This is a genomic window from Novosphingobium indicum (genome assembly GCF_014645195.1).
Taxonomy (GTDB): domain Bacteria; phylum Pseudomonadota; class Alphaproteobacteria; order Sphingomonadales; family Sphingomonadaceae; genus Novosphingobium; species Novosphingobium indicum.
This window is the reverse complement of record NZ_BMLK01000024.1, coordinates 36,770-50,725: the sequence shown is the minus strand read 5'-3', so window position 1 is coordinate 50,725 and position 13,956 is coordinate 36,770. Positions and strand designations below refer to the sequence as shown.

The 13,956-nt window shown below is 59.5% G+C and carries 16 protein-coding genes; 6 read left to right on the top strand and 10 right to left on the bottom strand.

Features of this window, described 5'->3' with window-relative positions; translation table 11 throughout:
• Positions 1–18 precede the first annotated feature (18 nt).
• Entirely contained in the window at positions 19–1,518 is a 1,500-nt protein-coding gene (locus tag IEX64_RS19750; protein ID WP_188822490.1) for a helicase HerA-like domain-containing protein, read from the bottom strand.
• A 388-nt stretch (positions 1,519–1,906) separates the two neighbouring features.
• Positions 1,907–2,698 carry a hypothetical protein gene (locus tag IEX64_RS19745; protein ID WP_188822488.1) on the bottom strand — a complete coding sequence of 264 codons (792 nt, stop codon included), beginning with the start codon at positions 2,696–2,698 and terminating at the stop codon, positions 1,907–1,909.
• Between the two features lie 374 nt (positions 2,699–3,072).
• Here IEX64_RS19745 and IEX64_RS19740 point away from each other — a divergent pair, with 374 nt between their 5' ends.
• Genes IEX64_RS19740 through IEX64_RS19725 form a run of 4 tightly spaced genes read left to right on the top strand, consistent with a single transcriptional unit; the run spans position 3,073 to position 4,650 of the window.
• Positions 3,073–3,717, top strand: a complete 645-nt coding sequence (locus IEX64_RS19740) for a S24 family peptidase (protein ID WP_007011047.1) — start codon at positions 3,073–3,075, stop codon at positions 3,715–3,717.
• Between the two features lie 11 nt (positions 3,718–3,728).
• On the top strand, positions 3,729–4,154 hold the full coding sequence (locus tag IEX64_RS19735) for a thermonuclease family protein (protein ID WP_188822486.1): 426 nt from the start codon (positions 3,729–3,731) through the stop codon (positions 4,152–4,154).
• Complete coding sequence (locus tag IEX64_RS19730) at positions 4,145–4,453, top strand: DUF5818 domain-containing protein (protein WP_188822502.1); 309 nt, start codon at positions 4,145–4,147, stop codon at positions 4,451–4,453. The genes IEX64_RS19735 and IEX64_RS19730 overlap by 10 nt, the downstream gene beginning before the upstream one ends.
• Positions 4,453–4,650, top strand: coding sequence for a DUF6961 family protein (locus IEX64_RS19725; RefSeq protein ID WP_188822484.1), 198 nt, complete (start codon positions 4,453–4,455; stop codon positions 4,648–4,650). The genes IEX64_RS19730 and IEX64_RS19725 overlap by 1 nt, the downstream gene beginning before the upstream one ends.
• A gap of 12 nt (positions 4,651–4,662) precedes the next feature.
• On the opposite strand, the gene IEX64_RS19720 is transcribed toward IEX64_RS19725, so the two are convergent.
• The 4 genes from IEX64_RS19720 to IEX64_RS19705 form a co-directional block, all read right to left on the bottom strand.
• Positions 4,663–4,923 carry a hypothetical protein gene (locus tag IEX64_RS19720; protein WP_188822482.1) on the bottom strand — a complete coding sequence of 87 codons (261 nt, stop codon included), beginning with the start codon at positions 4,921–4,923 and terminating at the stop codon, positions 4,663–4,665.
• 72 nt (positions 4,924–4,995) lie between these two features.
• The gene (mobF, locus tag IEX64_RS19715; RefSeq protein WP_188822480.1) at positions 4,996–7,932 is read right to left on the bottom strand and encodes a MobF family relaxase; all 2,937 of its coding nucleotides are present in this window, start codon (positions 7,930–7,932) and stop codon (positions 4,996–4,998) included.
• 37 nt (positions 7,933–7,969) lie between these two features.
• Complete coding sequence (locus IEX64_RS19710; RefSeq protein ID WP_188822478.1) at positions 7,970–10,354, bottom strand: type IV secretion system DNA-binding domain-containing protein; 2,385 nt, start codon at positions 10,352–10,354, stop codon at positions 7,970–7,972.
• On the bottom strand, positions 10,344–10,676 hold the full coding sequence (locus tag IEX64_RS19705) for a ribbon-helix-helix protein, CopG family (protein ID WP_188822475.1): 333 nt from the start codon (positions 10,674–10,676) through the stop codon (positions 10,344–10,346). The genes IEX64_RS19710 and IEX64_RS19705 overlap by 11 nt, the downstream gene beginning before the upstream one ends.
• Before the next feature lie 102 nt (positions 10,677–10,778).
• Between IEX64_RS19705 and IEX64_RS24800 the strand changes: the two genes are divergently transcribed.
• Complete coding sequence (locus IEX64_RS24800; protein WP_229710591.1) at positions 10,779–11,312, top strand: hypothetical protein; 534 nt, start codon at positions 10,779–10,781, stop codon at positions 11,310–11,312.
• A gap of 102 nt (positions 11,313–11,414) precedes the next feature.
• On the opposite strand, the gene IEX64_RS19695 is transcribed toward IEX64_RS24800, so the two are convergent.
• The gene (locus IEX64_RS19695; protein WP_188822473.1) at positions 11,415–11,651 is read right to left on the bottom strand and encodes a hypothetical protein; all 237 of its coding nucleotides are present in this window, start codon (positions 11,649–11,651) and stop codon (positions 11,415–11,417) included.
• 326 nt (positions 11,652–11,977) lie between these two features.
• Here IEX64_RS19695 and IEX64_RS19690 point away from each other — a divergent pair, with 326 nt between their 5' ends.
• On the top strand, positions 11,978–12,208 hold the full coding sequence (locus IEX64_RS19690; RefSeq protein WP_095389254.1) for a DUF6437 family protein: 231 nt from the start codon (positions 11,978–11,980) through the stop codon (positions 12,206–12,208).
• 116 nt (positions 12,209–12,324) lie between these two features.
• Here IEX64_RS19690 and IEX64_RS19685 read toward each other — a convergent pair whose 3' ends face one another.
• From IEX64_RS19685 to IEX64_RS19675, 3 genes are all read right to left on the bottom strand, one after another.
• Entirely contained in the window at positions 12,325–12,714 is a 390-nt protein-coding gene (locus IEX64_RS19685) for a single-stranded DNA-binding protein (RefSeq protein ID WP_054529553.1), read from the bottom strand.
• Positions 12,715–13,012: 298 nt separating this feature from the next.
• On the bottom strand, positions 13,013–13,441 hold the full coding sequence (locus IEX64_RS19680; RefSeq protein ID WP_188822471.1) for a DUF6915 family protein: 429 nt from the start codon (positions 13,439–13,441) through the stop codon (positions 13,013–13,015).
• A 10-nt stretch (positions 13,442–13,451) separates the two neighbouring features.
• Positions 13,452–13,889, bottom strand: coding sequence for a DUF6878 family protein (locus IEX64_RS19675; protein ID WP_188822469.1), 438 nt, complete (start codon positions 13,887–13,889; stop codon positions 13,452–13,454).
• Positions 13,890–13,956: the final 67 nt, after the last annotated feature.

Below are 13,956 nucleotides of genomic sequence, written 5' to 3'. Positions count from 1 at the left end.
CCAAAAGCCAGTGTTGAATCACAAATCCTCGCACCCGTGAATCCCTAAAATGTCACTACAGCCTAGTGCGGCCTCGCCGCCAGCACGCTTTGCTGAGGTCCAGAATTCCTTCACAGAAGGAATTGCGCAAGCCTCGATCAATTGCCTACGAAACGCCGGATCGTTGAAGACCCGAGGAAGGCTGGCGAGGCAACGTTCGGATTCCGATGCGCCTGCCAACAAGGCGAAACTATTGCGGAAGTAGCTTTCCCACATTGGGCCAAACCCTTCCGGCGTATCACTGTACATGGCTCCCTTGAATATTCCGGAAAGCGTATCCGCGGCTATCTCGAATGAGCTACTGTCCGCGCAACTAGGCACCAGCTCGATTGCAAATCTCCCGCCAATATTCGCTGCGTCGGCGTATATGACGTCACCTACACGCTCTGACGGAACCCCGGCGGATACCATCTTGGCGAGGTCGCCATGACAATCAACAACGACTACTGTCTCGCCCGCGCGGATGTCCTGTAAGATGGTCGAGCACAGGAGGGTCGTTTTGCCCGTGCCGGTGCCGCCAATGACATACATGTGACGGGCGCGATCTCGGTCAGAAAGTGTTACCTCAATTCCTTCAGCGCTACTTGCAATGCGCCACAGCTTTCCCTCCTTGGCCTTCCTGAGAGGTTGGGTAACGAGCAAATCAGTCGCTTCTTCCTTTGAGGGGAGGATGCGCGCGGGGGCAAAACGCGACGCTGCCAGGAGACGCAGATCAACTTCAGAGGCAGCAGCAACATTTGAAGCCAATGTGCCAAAGAGCGACATCGCGATTAGACTACGCAGGGTTTCACTTTCCCTCGTCGCAAGAATCGCTACCTCAAAGCGGAGTAGTGCTTGGTTTTCAAGCATAGCTTTGCAGTTCAACAGGCCTGCAATAACAGCTCGGTCCTCAGGAAAAATATAGCTAGCCGCTATCAACTCCTCATGAAATTGAGATAGTTCCTTCAATGTGCGTGCGTTGCGCTCTACCTTTTCCGCGGTCAGGAATAGACTGCCGTTGCCAGCTGCCGCCAGAGTCGCCAATGCGCGCCTGATGTCCCATGGCCAAGTCGATGGAGGCTTAGGCAGTCTGAAATGCCGCTCCTCTTCGCGCATGAACGGTCCTGGCGATGTCACAACATTGTGAACGGTTCTCCATTCGGGAACGATAGAAATTTTGCGCTCAGGCGATCGAACCCGCTGTCCGAGCACAATTCTGCTTCCTGGCGCGATCGACGGTACCATCATCTCTAGGAGTGGTACGAGTGAAGTTTCGTCCCTGCCGCGACTCATTTGTTTCAGGAGAACGGTCAAGCTGCCGTCCGGAGTGATAGAAATTTTTGACGAGATTGCTGTACCGGGCGGCAAAGCGGCAATGGCTTCAAGGGATGTGCGATCCAGTTGGGCAGAATCTGGCAAGCAAAGGAGGGCACCCTCCTCAATTTCGTGCCAGCATTCGGAATCCTCGAGTGCGAGGAAGCGTTCTTTCAATTTTCCCATAGCCGCCTTTCGTCCGAGTGAAATTTTGTTGGCGGAGACGGGAGCCTCCGACAGCTTCAATTTCTATTGACTTCGGGGCTCTACACCAGATGGCCGTCTCATTCGGCGTGAGTGCGGTGAGACACACTTCGCATCAAAGCTCTACAAGGGGTTTTTGAGAATTACATGTGCCCGCTGGAGACGAGGTCCTGGCGGTTACCACAAGGGGACGGCAGTGTCTGGCAAGCTAGTCGAAACAATCTACGGCAAGCGTCACAGGTACGAGATTAGAGTGTCAGAGACGTTCATGGCGAGAAAGTTCATAATCTATCGCGATGGCTCACGGTGGAAAGGCGACTACGTCTCACTGTCACGTGCCGTGGAAGTCGTTCGAAAAGACTCCTGATGGTCAGGCGCTGAACCTCAGCGCCTTTCCTGCTCTCGATGGCGCGACCACGTCGAGCGCGAATGGGTGCAGGCAAGCAACTTTGAACTCGCATGGCCCGGGACCGAAAAACGTTTCAATATCGAGGGAACCGCCATCATCGACAATCACCTCGGTTGGCTTGCCGTTTTCATCCTCCCACATGTCACCATTATGCGCGAGGCATATAGCTCTACGACCGCGCTTCCGCACGATCCCGTAAGGACGCCACAGACCGTCGCGTGCGCCCTGTCGCCTGTATGCAAGGTAGTAGACGCGATGTGCGGTGAATTCTGCTTCTTCGGCATCTCCAGTGATTCGCAACTGTGCAAACACATTACGCACCTGATCTGCAGTGTGCCTGAACTCGATCGTAGCCCATGTACTGTCGTAGAAGTCATGGCTGATCTCGGGATTTGGCCAATCTACAGCTGGCCGCACCAATGGCCAAAACGCCGAGAGCTTTCCTGAGTTCGCCAAATTGGCGAGGAAGAAGAACCATTCGACTTGCAATAGTTGCTGAAATTTGGGGTTCTCAATGTCCAACATCACCAACGGGTCGACGCCGAGTGTCGCTGCAAAGCCAAAGATCGAATCGCGATCATTCGGGAGCCCGCGAGACAGCCATCGATAGATTGTCTTCCGATCCCTAAACTCTCCGACCTTCTGAAGGCCGGTCGCGACGCGCTCCGCCCACCCCTGTTCAAGTTCGCCGACAGCGCCCCAGCGGTCCTGAATGACCTGCCGCACAAAAGCCTTACTTATCAGAATCCCCATCCGAATTATAAATTGCCTGTCCTGTTGCGTCGGTCAATCCTTCGTTAGATCTCAGGTCTATTGATCCAACATTCTCAGATTCTTCCCGTGTTTCTGCGTCTGCCGAAGCCAGAAAGCAAATGACGCGTTGCTTTGTCTTTTGCCTCGGCCGACGACCGTCGCGAAGGTCCCGCACAAACCGTGGGTCCCCGACGGCAACTCTACCAAACATGCTGGCCTTGGTACCGGTTCGCGCCAAATAGCCCTCAATCTGGTCCAGGATCTCCATCGCCTTCGACTCGCTTTCCGCTTGTGTTCTTGGTTTGTTCTTATTAGGAAGGCTTCCTAGAGTCTAGGATCGAATTTCCTAGACGGATGCGATAGGACCCGCAGCGATGGAAGATGCACGCAAAGCCCTGGACGATCTGATCCAGCAACGAGGATGTAATTACTCCTCGATCTCTCGCCTTCTTGGACGCAACGCGGCCTACATCCAGCAATACATCCGTCGCGGGAGTCCCCGGCAGTTGGACGAGCAGGACCGCTCCGTGCTCGCCCGCTTCTTCGGAGTAGACGAGAAGATCCTCGGCGCGCCCGAGCGGCGATCCGGCCCGGTCGTCGAACTGGTCCATGTGCCGGTTCTCGATGTCGAAGCCTCGGCAGGGCATGGCGCATTGGCCGAAATGGAATCCAAATGCGCCCAGTTCGGCTTCGACGAGAAGTGGCTGCGTCGCCTGACAGCAAGCAAAGCGACGAGCCTTTCGATCATCGCCGTGCACGGGGATTCGATGGAGCCGACGTTGCATGACGGCGATGAAGTCATGGTTGACCTGAATGATGGACAGTCGCGGCTACGCGACGGGATCTATGTGCTGCGCATGGATGACATGCTCAGCGTCAAGCGGGTTGCTATCGAGCCGCAAGGCAAGCGGGTCTCGGTACTCAGCGACAATCCGGCCTATCCTAGCTGGCGCGGTCTGGAGAAGCGGACGATCAATATCGTCGGCCGCGTTCTTTGGTTCGGCCGCGCGCTGCGCTAGGTAGCGAACCCATGCTTGCGCTTCTTGCTGCCTCGATCATCGCTGCCGGCCAGACCTTTACCTGCACGCCCACGCATGTCTGGGATGGCGACGGGCCCATATGGTGCGCCGAAGGCGCTCATGTTCGCATCGCCGGGATCGCCGCGCGCGAAATGGACGGGACATGCCGGACCAACCAGCCCTGCCCCGACGCGTCGGCTATCGAAGCGCGCGACGCGCTCGTCGATCTTCTTGGCGGCCCTCGCGGTACCATCTCGACAGGGCACGTCGTGGTTCGTGGACCGAGATTGACGTGCCGGTCGGAAGGTTCGGCAGGTGGCAACCGGACGGCTGCCTGGTGCCGATTGCCGAGCGGTGCCGATCTCTCCTGCTCGATGATCCAGACACGCACAGTACTGCGTTGGGATCGCTACTGGAAAGGGCCCGCATGCCGCTAGGCCCGGAACTCTATCTGACAGGCCGTCTTGCCGAAGGCCCCTTCGGACTTGAACTCCATTCGGGAGGCGGCGTGTGGGAGCTCGACACCGGGCGTGGAGCACGCCGGCTGCTCGGACGCGAGGTGGAAGTCTGCGGACGCCGCGCCGGGTTCAACGAACTCATCTGCGATCAGATCTGGCCAGTAGGACACCCCCGCCCTCCTCGTTCCAAATTCAATATTGAACTTTTCTTGGCGTGCAGTGTCGTGGGCTATGGTTTGATCGCGTTCTTCCTCGGCCTTGTTGGACGTCTCGGCTGATGTTGAACGATTGGGAACTCTGGGCCTGTGCCAACCAGGTCCTGAAGACCCACCGAGAGAATGCTCCGCTTCATGTCGCCGAGCAGATCGGCGCGCTCGCACTGGCCCAGGACGAGGCGGGCATCGCCACCTGGCAGGGCATCGCCAAACGCGTGGCGGAGCTGATGGGCAAAGATAGCCCTACGCGTCTGCAATAAGCCAAAACTGCCTCAACCGGGTCTCAATGCTGGGCAGCCCATCGGCGAAAGATCGCCCGGAAAAAGAGTAGGCTGAGAGCTCCTGCCGGCATTCCCCTCGCCTTCGATCTCCAAGCTCTGCATGCGTTCGACCAGATGGCGCGCGAGATCGACGCGAGCATTGCGCTGGGTTCGCGGATCGTCAGCGCCGAGCCCGACAAGCGTTGCTTCGGACGCAACCGCAAGCGCGACCTCGATGTGCGTAAACAGGATCTCATCGGCGATTCGGGACATAGCCGCTATGAGAACAAAAACAGAACTCGCAGTCAACCGGTACCATATGAACCCATGCGGATCGACGCTGCGTCAGATCCCAATTTCGAAGGGTTTGGTGATCGAACGATCGAGTTCGGGCGGCTCGCGACGGGGTTCCGGCGCCTTGTCCCTCGCTTTGCCCTTCGCCTGGCCCATTGCTGCCGCATCGCGCAGTTGGTCGACCGTTTCGAGTGCTGAGCGTTTCATGCCCGGATTGCGGTCAACCGAAGCTTCGAGCTTGCCCGCATTGTCGACAAACAGGGTCAGACCATCGCGCAAACGGGTTATCGTCACGAGGAATGTCTGCTGGTTCGCAAGATTGCGTTCGCGGCTGTCCATGACGGCAATACCGCGGTCGGAGGTCAGGCCCTGCGCCATATGCGCGTTGAGCGCGTAGGCGAGGTCAAGACGCTCGAGCATGGGGTCGCCCGGCCCCAGCCGGTGCTCGGCGCCAAGCGAGGTTTTCACCGTGACGCCCTTGGCATCAACCGCCACGATGCGCGCCTGATCGGCGTTGAGCAGTCCGCGCTTGTGATCCGTCGCCGTCCAGCGAATGCGGTCGCCATCGTGGATTTCTAGCGGGCGAGCCTCAAACAGACGCAGCGGATCCTGCTCACCTTGCGGTCGCATTTGGCCCGGCCGGAATTCAAAGCGCTTGCCCCGCTCGTTTTGCAGCGTCACGCGTTCGCGGGTGGGATCGGTTTCGATCACATCATAGCGGCCCTTCTGTAGCCCCTGCCCCCTTTGCCGGCGGTCGACTTCGAGCACCATGCCGGCCGCATAGCTGCGCGAATAGCGCATTTCCTCACGCGTAAGGTTGACGCGCGACAGCACAGTGAGAGCCAAGGAACCCAGTCCCAATTCGCCATTGGCTTTGAGCCCAATCTGGACGGCGTCATTCACCTGTCCGCGCAAGTTGCGACCCGAAGCATAGATAGCGGTCACCTCCCGCTCTGCAGGCGAAAGCGATAGCCAGGCCGCCGCCGCGTTGACGGCAGCTGTTTGTCCCGACGTGACGACATGCGGGCCAATATGTCGCAAGGCCTCGTCGATATTTCCGCCCTGCGCTGCATATTGAGCGTCGCGCAACGCCTTATCGCGGGCCCGGAGATTGGTGTTCATGGTGGCCGTTTCGACGCCTGCCTGCTGCATGACGTCGAAGGGTTTGCCCGCATCGACAGCGCCCAATTGCTTCCTGTCCCCTATGCTGGCGAAGCGGTCGAGCTGAAGCAGGTTGGCGAGGCGCACCAGCTTTTCCTTGTCGGCATTGCCGACCATCGAGGCTTCGTCGAGTAGCACCGTGGTACCGCGCAGAGACGCGCGGGCTTCGGCAAGCCTCGCTTGGTCCGCTCCTTCCAGAAGGCCCTGATGTTGGCGTAAAAAGCGCGCAACCGTCATCGAGGGTATGCCGGTGTCACGCTCGAGCATCTGCACCAGCGTGTTCTGGACTGCGAGCCCGAGCACGGACTTGCCTTCCTCGCGCAAGATGTCTGCAACGGGTTTGAGAACGGTACTCTTGCCTGCGCCAGCTACGCCTTGAATGGCGACAATCCGGTTGTGCGAGGCGAGAAGCAGGCGCCCTGCCCCTTCCTGGCCGTGGTTCAAGGTCAGGCCATATTTGATCTGGGAGAGCGCCTGAAGGCGCTCTCCGGCTACATCAGCTTGGACCACGGCTGTGCCATGTCCCCGTCCGCTTTCGACGGCCGCAATGATGCGCTGTTCGAGCCCGATCGCATCGCGGGTTGTGACAAGATTCCGATCTGTGCCCCTGCCTTTTTGCAGGTGGCCTTGGCGCAGCAATTGGTCGACGCGGTGTTCGATGTCGGTGAGCGTGGTGGGCAAGGCAAAGCCAAGCGCTGAGCGATAAATCTCGGTCCGCGAGAATGCCGCCTCGCGTTCGCCCAAGTGCCGGATCGCCGATGCAACCGCATGAACCGCCGCGATCTGCTCGGGCGTCCGGCGCCCCATGTCGCGAGGCACAAGCGGGTCCCCCTCACGTAGCCCCAGACGCTCCGCGAAGGTCGCAGCCAGAAGGCGCGCCCGCTGGCCGATCGATCGCACCGAATTTCCAATTCCGGAGACGGAGCCAATGTCGGTGGCGGCCCGTGCATTGGCCTGCGCAATGACAAGTCTCGGATCAAAGTCCAGCTGCGCGGCTGCCTCACGCCATTGGCTCACCAGAGCCTGGCGGTCTGCCACTGGCCCTTTGTCGGCGCGGGTCATCAGATTGGCCGCGTTGCGCGCCGCGATGCCCTTGCTCTCCATCGTCGAAAGCTTGTCGAGGATCTCGATGCGGCGCGAACTGAAGGCGTCACGAACGGATTTTGGGACGCCTACCGCTTCGAAATTGCCATGCTTGCCGTATTCGCCAACCTGGTAGCCGAGCTTTTCGACCGCCAGGCGGAAACGCGCCATGGTCATGGCATTGAGTAGCGTGTTGTGCTCCCAGAGTTTGTCATTCCTCAGTGCTCGCCACTTGCCATCGGGTCCCTGAGTGACATTGGCAACCACGGCGTGAAAGTGCGCGTTGGGCTCCTGATTACGATTCGTATCGTGCTGGAAAAGTCCGATCACGAGATTGCGCGTCGCGACCACCCGTTCCTTGCCTCGGACCTCCATGCGGGCTTCGGCGAGATTCTTCTCGGCCCAGGCCAGCGTCTCGCGGACGGCCGCGCCATAGGCATCGAGGATACGTCTGTCGCCGCCGACGAGGGCAAGGAAGGACCAGCTCTTGGGCATCGAGAATGTGAGGTCGGTACCGGCGCGATGCGCCCTGTTATCGGTCCCGACACGGCTGCCATCGGGCAGCATGCCCTTGAGCACAGCCTCGAACTGCGAGGCTTGGATAGCACCTCGCAGCCCAAGCGTTTCCGCGCCCTTGCCAAGCCATTGACCAGATCTCTCGGCATCGGCGCGGGTATAGTAATTGTCGGCGGCAAAGTAGTTGGCAGCGCCGCCAGCAGTGCGGACATTGGCTACAGAGAGCATGAGTTCTCACTCCGTCAGGCGGCGTCTGCCTCGTGCGTCACAGTTCAAAATCGCCGAGGTCAGGCCCCTCGTGCGATGGCTGATCCTGCTCGGGAACGCCGTCTTCGAGCATGAGCTTGCGTGCATCCGCATCTCGTTGGCGCTGGGCTGTCCGATCGACGGCTTGCGGCTTATCCGAGGGCGGATTGGCCCGTGGCAAGTCGCTTCGGCGTCCCTCCTTCACGCTATTCGATGGATCCTTTTCATCGGGATGATCGCCTTTGCGGAGCGTCGCATTCGTGGGCAGCAACGGACGGGAATTGCGCAGCGCTGCCGCGCGCTCTTCGGGCGACGGTCGTCGCGGAAGACTGGACTTACCTGACACCTTCCTGGTGTCGTCAAGAACGTCCTTTTCCTCCTGTTTCGTCACCCTCTGGCGTGATTGCTTGGCATCGACCTCCACTGCCGACTCTAGTGGAAGAGTACCTTGCTTTGGTACGACGGGCTTGCCCGCCCCGTCATCGTTCGACGAGGGATGTTCGCTCTGATTTGCGGGCGGATTGGCAGCTGCCAGGCCGTCCTCAGGTTTGCCTTCAACCAGCCGGATGGGCTCTCGATCCTTGGCCCGGCCGACGAAGACGTGCGCGATTCTTTCCCGGTCTATTGGTTTCAGGCGAACCGGTGCTGCGGGAAAGCCGTCCGGGAATTTGATGAAGCCCGACAGGCGCGGCAGGTTCATCAACTGGTCGGGCAGCAGCAAAGGCTCGATATGCTTGCGCGGCGTCAGGCTGACGGCGTCGCGAGCATTGTTGTAACCATAGGTGTAGCCTTCTTCCATGTCGCGAACCTGGCGATGGCCGATGAAGTCGGAACACCAGGTGGCGGTCTCGCGGTCTGCCGTACCGAGGATCAATTTTGTCCGGGCAAGCGATGCAAGCGTCATCGCCATGTTCTCGCCATAGATCTCTTTGAGCTTGGCGTAGGCGTGGATGCCAGTGACGATTGCGCCACCGAAATTGCGCGCCGTCTGCAGGCCTTTCTCGAGAGCGGGGAGCCGGTGAAGCGCGCCCAGCTCGTCGATGAAGAACCAGCATTTGAGGTCCTTGGTGCGCGGCATCGTCATCAGCGTATTCATTGCCGTATCGAGCCACAGCGTGAGCAGCTGCGCGCACACGCTCATGTCGACGTAGCGCGCGGAGATGAAGACCATCGAGCCACTTTTTTTGGCATTAGTGCCTTCGTCTTCATGGGCACCCTCCTCGATCCAATCACGGACCGAAAAGCGGCGCCCGGAAGTGGGCAGGAGCTTCAGCGCCTTGGCGTTCACGTTGAACACTGCCCGGATCGATTCCGCCATGCGCGCGGCTTCAGGAGCGGTCAGGGGATCGGCGATCGTGCCTCGCATCATGGCGTGGACCCGCGAGAGATCGGCCGTCATGAGTTCGCGGGCAAGCGCAGCATTGGTGCCCCGTCCTTCGGCCACCAGTTTGAGGCAGAATTCGACGAACAGCGCACGCGCCGCGATGACCCAGAACTGCGCCTCCCCGCCCCCGTCATGGGGTACGAGGGCTTCCGCTGCCGCCCAGAATTCACCTTCGGTGCGGCATTCGTCGAAGAGGCTCCATTGGGGACAGCGCGCGTCGAGCGGGTTCAGAATGATGTCCCGGTCGGCCTGATAGAAGTGTTCGATGAATGCGCCGGTGAGGTCGAAGACGACGCAGCGCTGTCCCTTGGCGCGCGCTTCGGCAATCATGTCCGACATGGCTACTGTCTTGCCCATGCCGGTGGTCCCGATGAGCATGGCGTGGCTCTGTTCGAGCCGCCAGGGATAGACAACCGTTGCAAGATGCGAGGGTCGGTAGGGAAATGCCGAGGACAGTTCCTTGGGCGAACACAGATGCCATTTCCAACCCATGGCGCTCGAAAGCTCTCGGGCGCGCTCGCGCTGGTTGTGCCCGCGCAGCTCATCGACCAGTTCCGGTAGCGTAACGAGCATGGCACCGCGCTCATGCTTGCGCTCTTTCGAACGGCTGCCGAAGCGCGCTGCGAACCAGTAGAACAGCACGAAGGCCGGCACGAGAAGCAAGGCCGAACGCACCAGAGCATCGCCCAGCAAGTCCAGCAGATGATCCCACGCACGGATCACCGGCGGATAGGCATCGAGCATGATGATGGGGATCTGGACAGTTCCTCCGAACCCCGTCTCGAGTGCTACCTGTTTGGCTGGATCGAACTCCATGAAGCCGTAGATGGCAGCATAAACTCGCATCCAGACAAGGTAGGTTTCGTGATCGGTTAGCCCGGCAGAAACGGTCCACCAGCTGGTCCAGGAAATGCCGATCGCGGCGATGATCAGCGGGCCCTTGAGACCTGCTGCAAACATGAAACTGAAGTGCCCGAGCAGCTGACTTCCGCGCGTGAAGTTGACGAGGTTACGCTTCATCGGAACCTCCCTCGCCGGCGTTTGCGGTGAGCCCCAGTTCCTTGCATTTGCGCGCGTAGGCCTGATGGGCTCGCTCACGCAGACCGTGATCGGCATGTCCTGCGAGAAGGGCATCGACGCCGACCATCGTGAACACCGATTGACGGCTGACGCGGTCGACTGATGTTTCGAGCTTCGATGCAAGGTCATCATTTTCGCATGCCTGCGAAAGCAGCGACCGGATCCATTCGCTGACGCTGATATCGCGCCGCTTGGCTGCAGCACGAACCCGCTCAGCGAGCTCGATGGTGACATGTACCTGGAGAGATTTTGGCCGTGTCATACACGGACTCCTTGTGGTCAGGAGCCCGGAACGCACTGCGAAAGGCTGTTATTGTCTAAATCAGAAACGAGAACATGTCAAGAACACGCGAGATGCGCAGGAATGCGCCATTTTTGGCTGCATTCAATCAAATCCGATTGGCGAATTGGTGACCATTCATTTCTGATTGAGAAGCTGCCATTTTTGCGAAAATCCATCAACACGCTGTCTTTACTGTCTTTTTTATTGCCGCCCGCCTGCGATTTGTCGCGTACGGTGTGCTCTTCCGTCCCCAGCTTAGAGGGTAGATCCCAGTGTCATGACCTGCACGGGATCGACGGTTTTGAAATCCCAAGACCAAGGGATGAAGACGATGCCGCTCGATTGCCGATTGTGTTAAAGATCGATCGAGTCCGGCGGCAGGAAGAATGGTGTCGCGGGCATCCCACCGGGAGCATGGATATGGCGGACGTTACACTGAGCGCGACACCCAAAGGCAACGGATTCCAGGCAACCGCTACCTATTCGAGCGGCGTGTCGATCAGTTCGGCAGAAGCCTTTCCGACGAAGGCCGAGGCCATTGCAGCAGCGGCCATGAAGGTACTCGACATGCCCGATCGGCTGGAGGAATTCGATGCGTCTAACGCCGAGGGCTGATGCTGCAGGGAATGCTCGCGCGACATCTACGGGAGCGATAATACGGGACCCGAGCAAAAAGATAGGAGGAAGCCCTGACGGACTTCCTCCTTGTGTGTGGCATCAGAATTCATCGCTAAACTTTCCGGGCACTGTGTCGATGACCCGGTCCAGCATGGCCTTGGGCAGTGCGCCGTAATCGCCCTCATCGACCGCGATGTAACCTGCCTCACCATCGGTCAGGACATATTGGGTGAAGTAGCTGTGAAGGGACCGGGCATGAGCCTTGTCGAGTGCGGCAACGAAAGCTGCCTGATTTGCCTGGAATGAACCCTGCGCGATATTCAGTGAAGCGTACATGATCTTTCCTCCTGATGTTCGATGCGTCGCATCAGGAGCTGCGAGGATGTGGGTGACGGGCCGGGTCAGGGACCGCGCATAGCGCGGCCGCGAAGCGGCGATGGGGGAAACGATTTTTGCCGGGCTTGCCCGGTAAAAATGGTGGGGCCCCGTCGTCCTTGACGCGGCCCCAAAGCCCGCATCACACTTGGTCTTTCTGCGAGAGAGACCTCTCCAACGTCAGCGTGAAAAGCACTGGCATCGCGGCAAAAACCGTTTTCCTACATGGCCCCATGCTGGCACTGTCGCGCGTGGAGGGGACCAACGGCCAGCGAAAGGACAATCTGATGGCCAGGTCCAAACCGAGCGCGCGTAATGCGCTCAAGAAGCTGCGCGAGCAGCGCGAAGAACTCGATGCACAGGAGGCCAGGCTCCGTGATGAAGCGGCCGGCGAACTGGGCAAGGTTCTTCTTGAATGCGGAGCCGAGACTATCGAGCCTGCGCAACTGAAGCAGCTCATCCGCGCATCGCTCACCATCGGGATCGACGATGCTCTCAAGCGGCTCTCCCCCGCCTGACACTTCAACCGCGGCGGGGCGTGGGTTCGATGCCCCGCCCCGCCGTTCACGACAGCGAGCACAAAAAAGGCCCCGATGGCGCGAACCATCGGAGCCTTGTGGTTTGCGGGAGGCACTCAGTCCTCATCGATGTCGGGCGCACCCTCATTGTTCGACGCCCGGCCCTTGGTGAGGAAGTCCACCTTGTCGGCGATGATCTCGCAGCCGTAGCGCTTGGTGCCGTCCTGGTCTTCCCATTGCGTATAGTGGATGCGCCCCTCGACCGTCACGAGCTGGCCCTTGGTGCAGTACTTGGCGACGTTCTGGCCGAGACCGTTGAAGCAGGTCACGCGGTGGAATTCGCTGTCCTTGGCGGTGTAGCCGTTTTCGTCCTTGTAGGTCTTGCCGTCCTTGCGGGCGGGACGGTCGGTGACGACCGAGATCGAGGTGATGCTGGTGCCGCCCTGGGTGGTGCGGGTTTCGGGATCGCGAGCGATGCGGCCAACGAGGATAACGAGATTGGTCATGGTCTTTCTCCTGATCGAGCATTCCGGGTCCATCCCGGCTGCAAACCCGACTAGGAAGCGGCCACGGCGAAGCGCACCGAAGGGAAACCTCGATCTGGTTCGGGTGGTGCGGGCAGCCGGGCGCAGCCCGGCAACTCGGCCGGACCTGATCGGGGTTGCGCGTCTCGACGGGGGCGCTTCAGGAAAGGTTTGCTTACAGGCCGGGTTGGTCCCGAGTGCCTTGCACAGGCTAAGCCATGACTTTTCGCATTAACGGGCTGCGACGTGCCCCCCGACCTCGCCCGCCTTCAAGGCGACATCATATCTCGACTACGAAAGCTCCTCCCGAAGCCGACGAATGACCACCTAAAAACGCACCGCTAGCACCATTCTCCACAGTGCCAAGCGGCATAGGCTCGTCCAGACGATGCCCCCGCAACATCCAGTCTTGGGGCGTGATGAGGCGCCCCCAATCCGCAAAGGAAGGAATCGCACCCAAGTCCTCGCGGACGTGCTGCTCGCCTACAAGACGAACGGGCACGACACGGCTGTCGGCGTTGACGATGGTAGGCCCGAACAGCGTTTCGAGCATGAAAATGCCTTCGGTATGATGCCGAAGGGCCCGGTGCCGCGGATCAGCAAAGATCGCCTTCGACTGGTCAAACCATTGGTGGAGCGGCAGGTAATCTTCCACCCTCCCTCCCCATTTCCGGACCGACGATAGGGCGTGATAATAGCAATGAGCCATAGCACTTCTCCTAGAGATCAGTCGAATGGTCGTCGGTCGCCGTGTAACGTAGCTGGCAGTCCAGAACGAAACTCGGCGTAGTCACGTCAATGACCAGTTCGCCGCAGGCACCATCATTGATTTCCCATCCGGGATGATGGCGTTCGAGAGCAAGGTAAGTCAGTTGCTCGAGGGCGGAATTGAGGCTCTGGTCGTCGTTTTCTCCAGCACAATCAATCGTCACTTCGGGACACGGAACACTCGCCCCGACGGCGTCTAAGAAGACGCATTCTTCGACCGCACCGCTGTCGCCGCACCCATCGAAGCGGATTTCTACGCGGGCAATTTCGGCATTGAGCAGCGGGTCAATGATAGCTGCCTTGAGCCGTTGGATTTCACTTTGTGCCTGCGCCGCGCGTTCGGCCTGGCGGACAGCAAAGTCCGCCATAATTGCCTGAAAATCAGTCATGAGATATCTCCTGATATGTGCGGGCAAGCACCAATGGTCTTGCCCACGATAACAGGCGATCTCTTTC

Bases quoted from the DNA above. Each gene is read 5' to 3' on its own strand.
- IEX64_RS19750 (WP_188822490.1), bottom strand. From the start codon at position 1,518: ATGGGAAAATTGAAAGAACGCTTCCTCGCACTCGAGGATTCCGAATGC.
- IEX64_RS19745 (WP_188822488.1), bottom strand. From the start codon at position 2,698: ATGGGGATTCTGATAAGTAAGGCTTTTGTGCGGCAGGTCATTCAGGAC.
- IEX64_RS19740 (WP_007011047.1), top strand. From the start codon at position 3,073: ATGGAAGATGCACGCAAAGCCCTGGACGATCTGATCCAGCAACGAGGA.
- IEX64_RS19735 (WP_188822486.1), top strand. From the start codon at position 3,729: ATGCTTGCGCTTCTTGCTGCCTCGATCATCGCTGCCGGCCAGACCTTT.
- IEX64_RS19730 (WP_188822502.1), top strand. From the start codon at position 4,145: ATGCCGCTAGGCCCGGAACTCTATCTGACAGGCCGTCTTGCCGAAGGC.
- IEX64_RS19725 (WP_188822484.1), top strand. From the start codon at position 4,453: ATGTTGAACGATTGGGAACTCTGGGCCTGTGCCAACCAGGTCCTGAAG.
- IEX64_RS19720 (WP_188822482.1), bottom strand. From the start codon at position 4,923: ATGTCCCGAATCGCCGATGAGATCCTGTTTACGCACATCGAGGTCGCG.
- mobF (WP_188822480.1), bottom strand. From the start codon at position 7,932: ATGCTCTCTGTAGCCAATGTCCGCACTGCTGGCGGCGCTGCCAACTAC.
- IEX64_RS19710 (WP_188822478.1), bottom strand. From the start codon at position 10,354: ATGAAGCGTAACCTCGTCAACTTCACGCGCGGAAGTCAGCTGCTCGGG.
- IEX64_RS19705 (WP_188822475.1), bottom strand. From the start codon at position 10,676: ATGACACGGCCAAAATCTCTCCAGGTACATGTCACCATCGAGCTCGCT.
- IEX64_RS24800 (WP_229710591.1), top strand. From the start codon at position 10,779: ATGCGCCATTTTTGGCTGCATTCAATCAAATCCGATTGGCGAATTGGT.
- IEX64_RS19695 (WP_188822473.1), bottom strand. From the start codon at position 11,651: ATGTACGCTTCACTGAATATCGCGCAGGGTTCATTCCAGGCAAATCAG.
- IEX64_RS19690 (WP_095389254.1), top strand. From the start codon at position 11,978: ATGGCCAGGTCCAAACCGAGCGCGCGTAATGCGCTCAAGAAGCTGCGC.
- IEX64_RS19685 (WP_054529553.1), bottom strand. From the start codon at position 12,714: ATGACCAATCTCGTTATCCTCGTTGGCCGCATCGCTCGCGATCCCGAA.
- IEX64_RS19680 (WP_188822471.1), bottom strand. From the start codon at position 13,441: ATGGCTCATTGCTATTATCACGCCCTATCGTCGGTCCGGAAATGGGGA.
- IEX64_RS19675 (WP_188822469.1), bottom strand. From the start codon at position 13,889: ATGACTGATTTTCAGGCAATTATGGCGGACTTTGCTGTCCGCCAGGCC.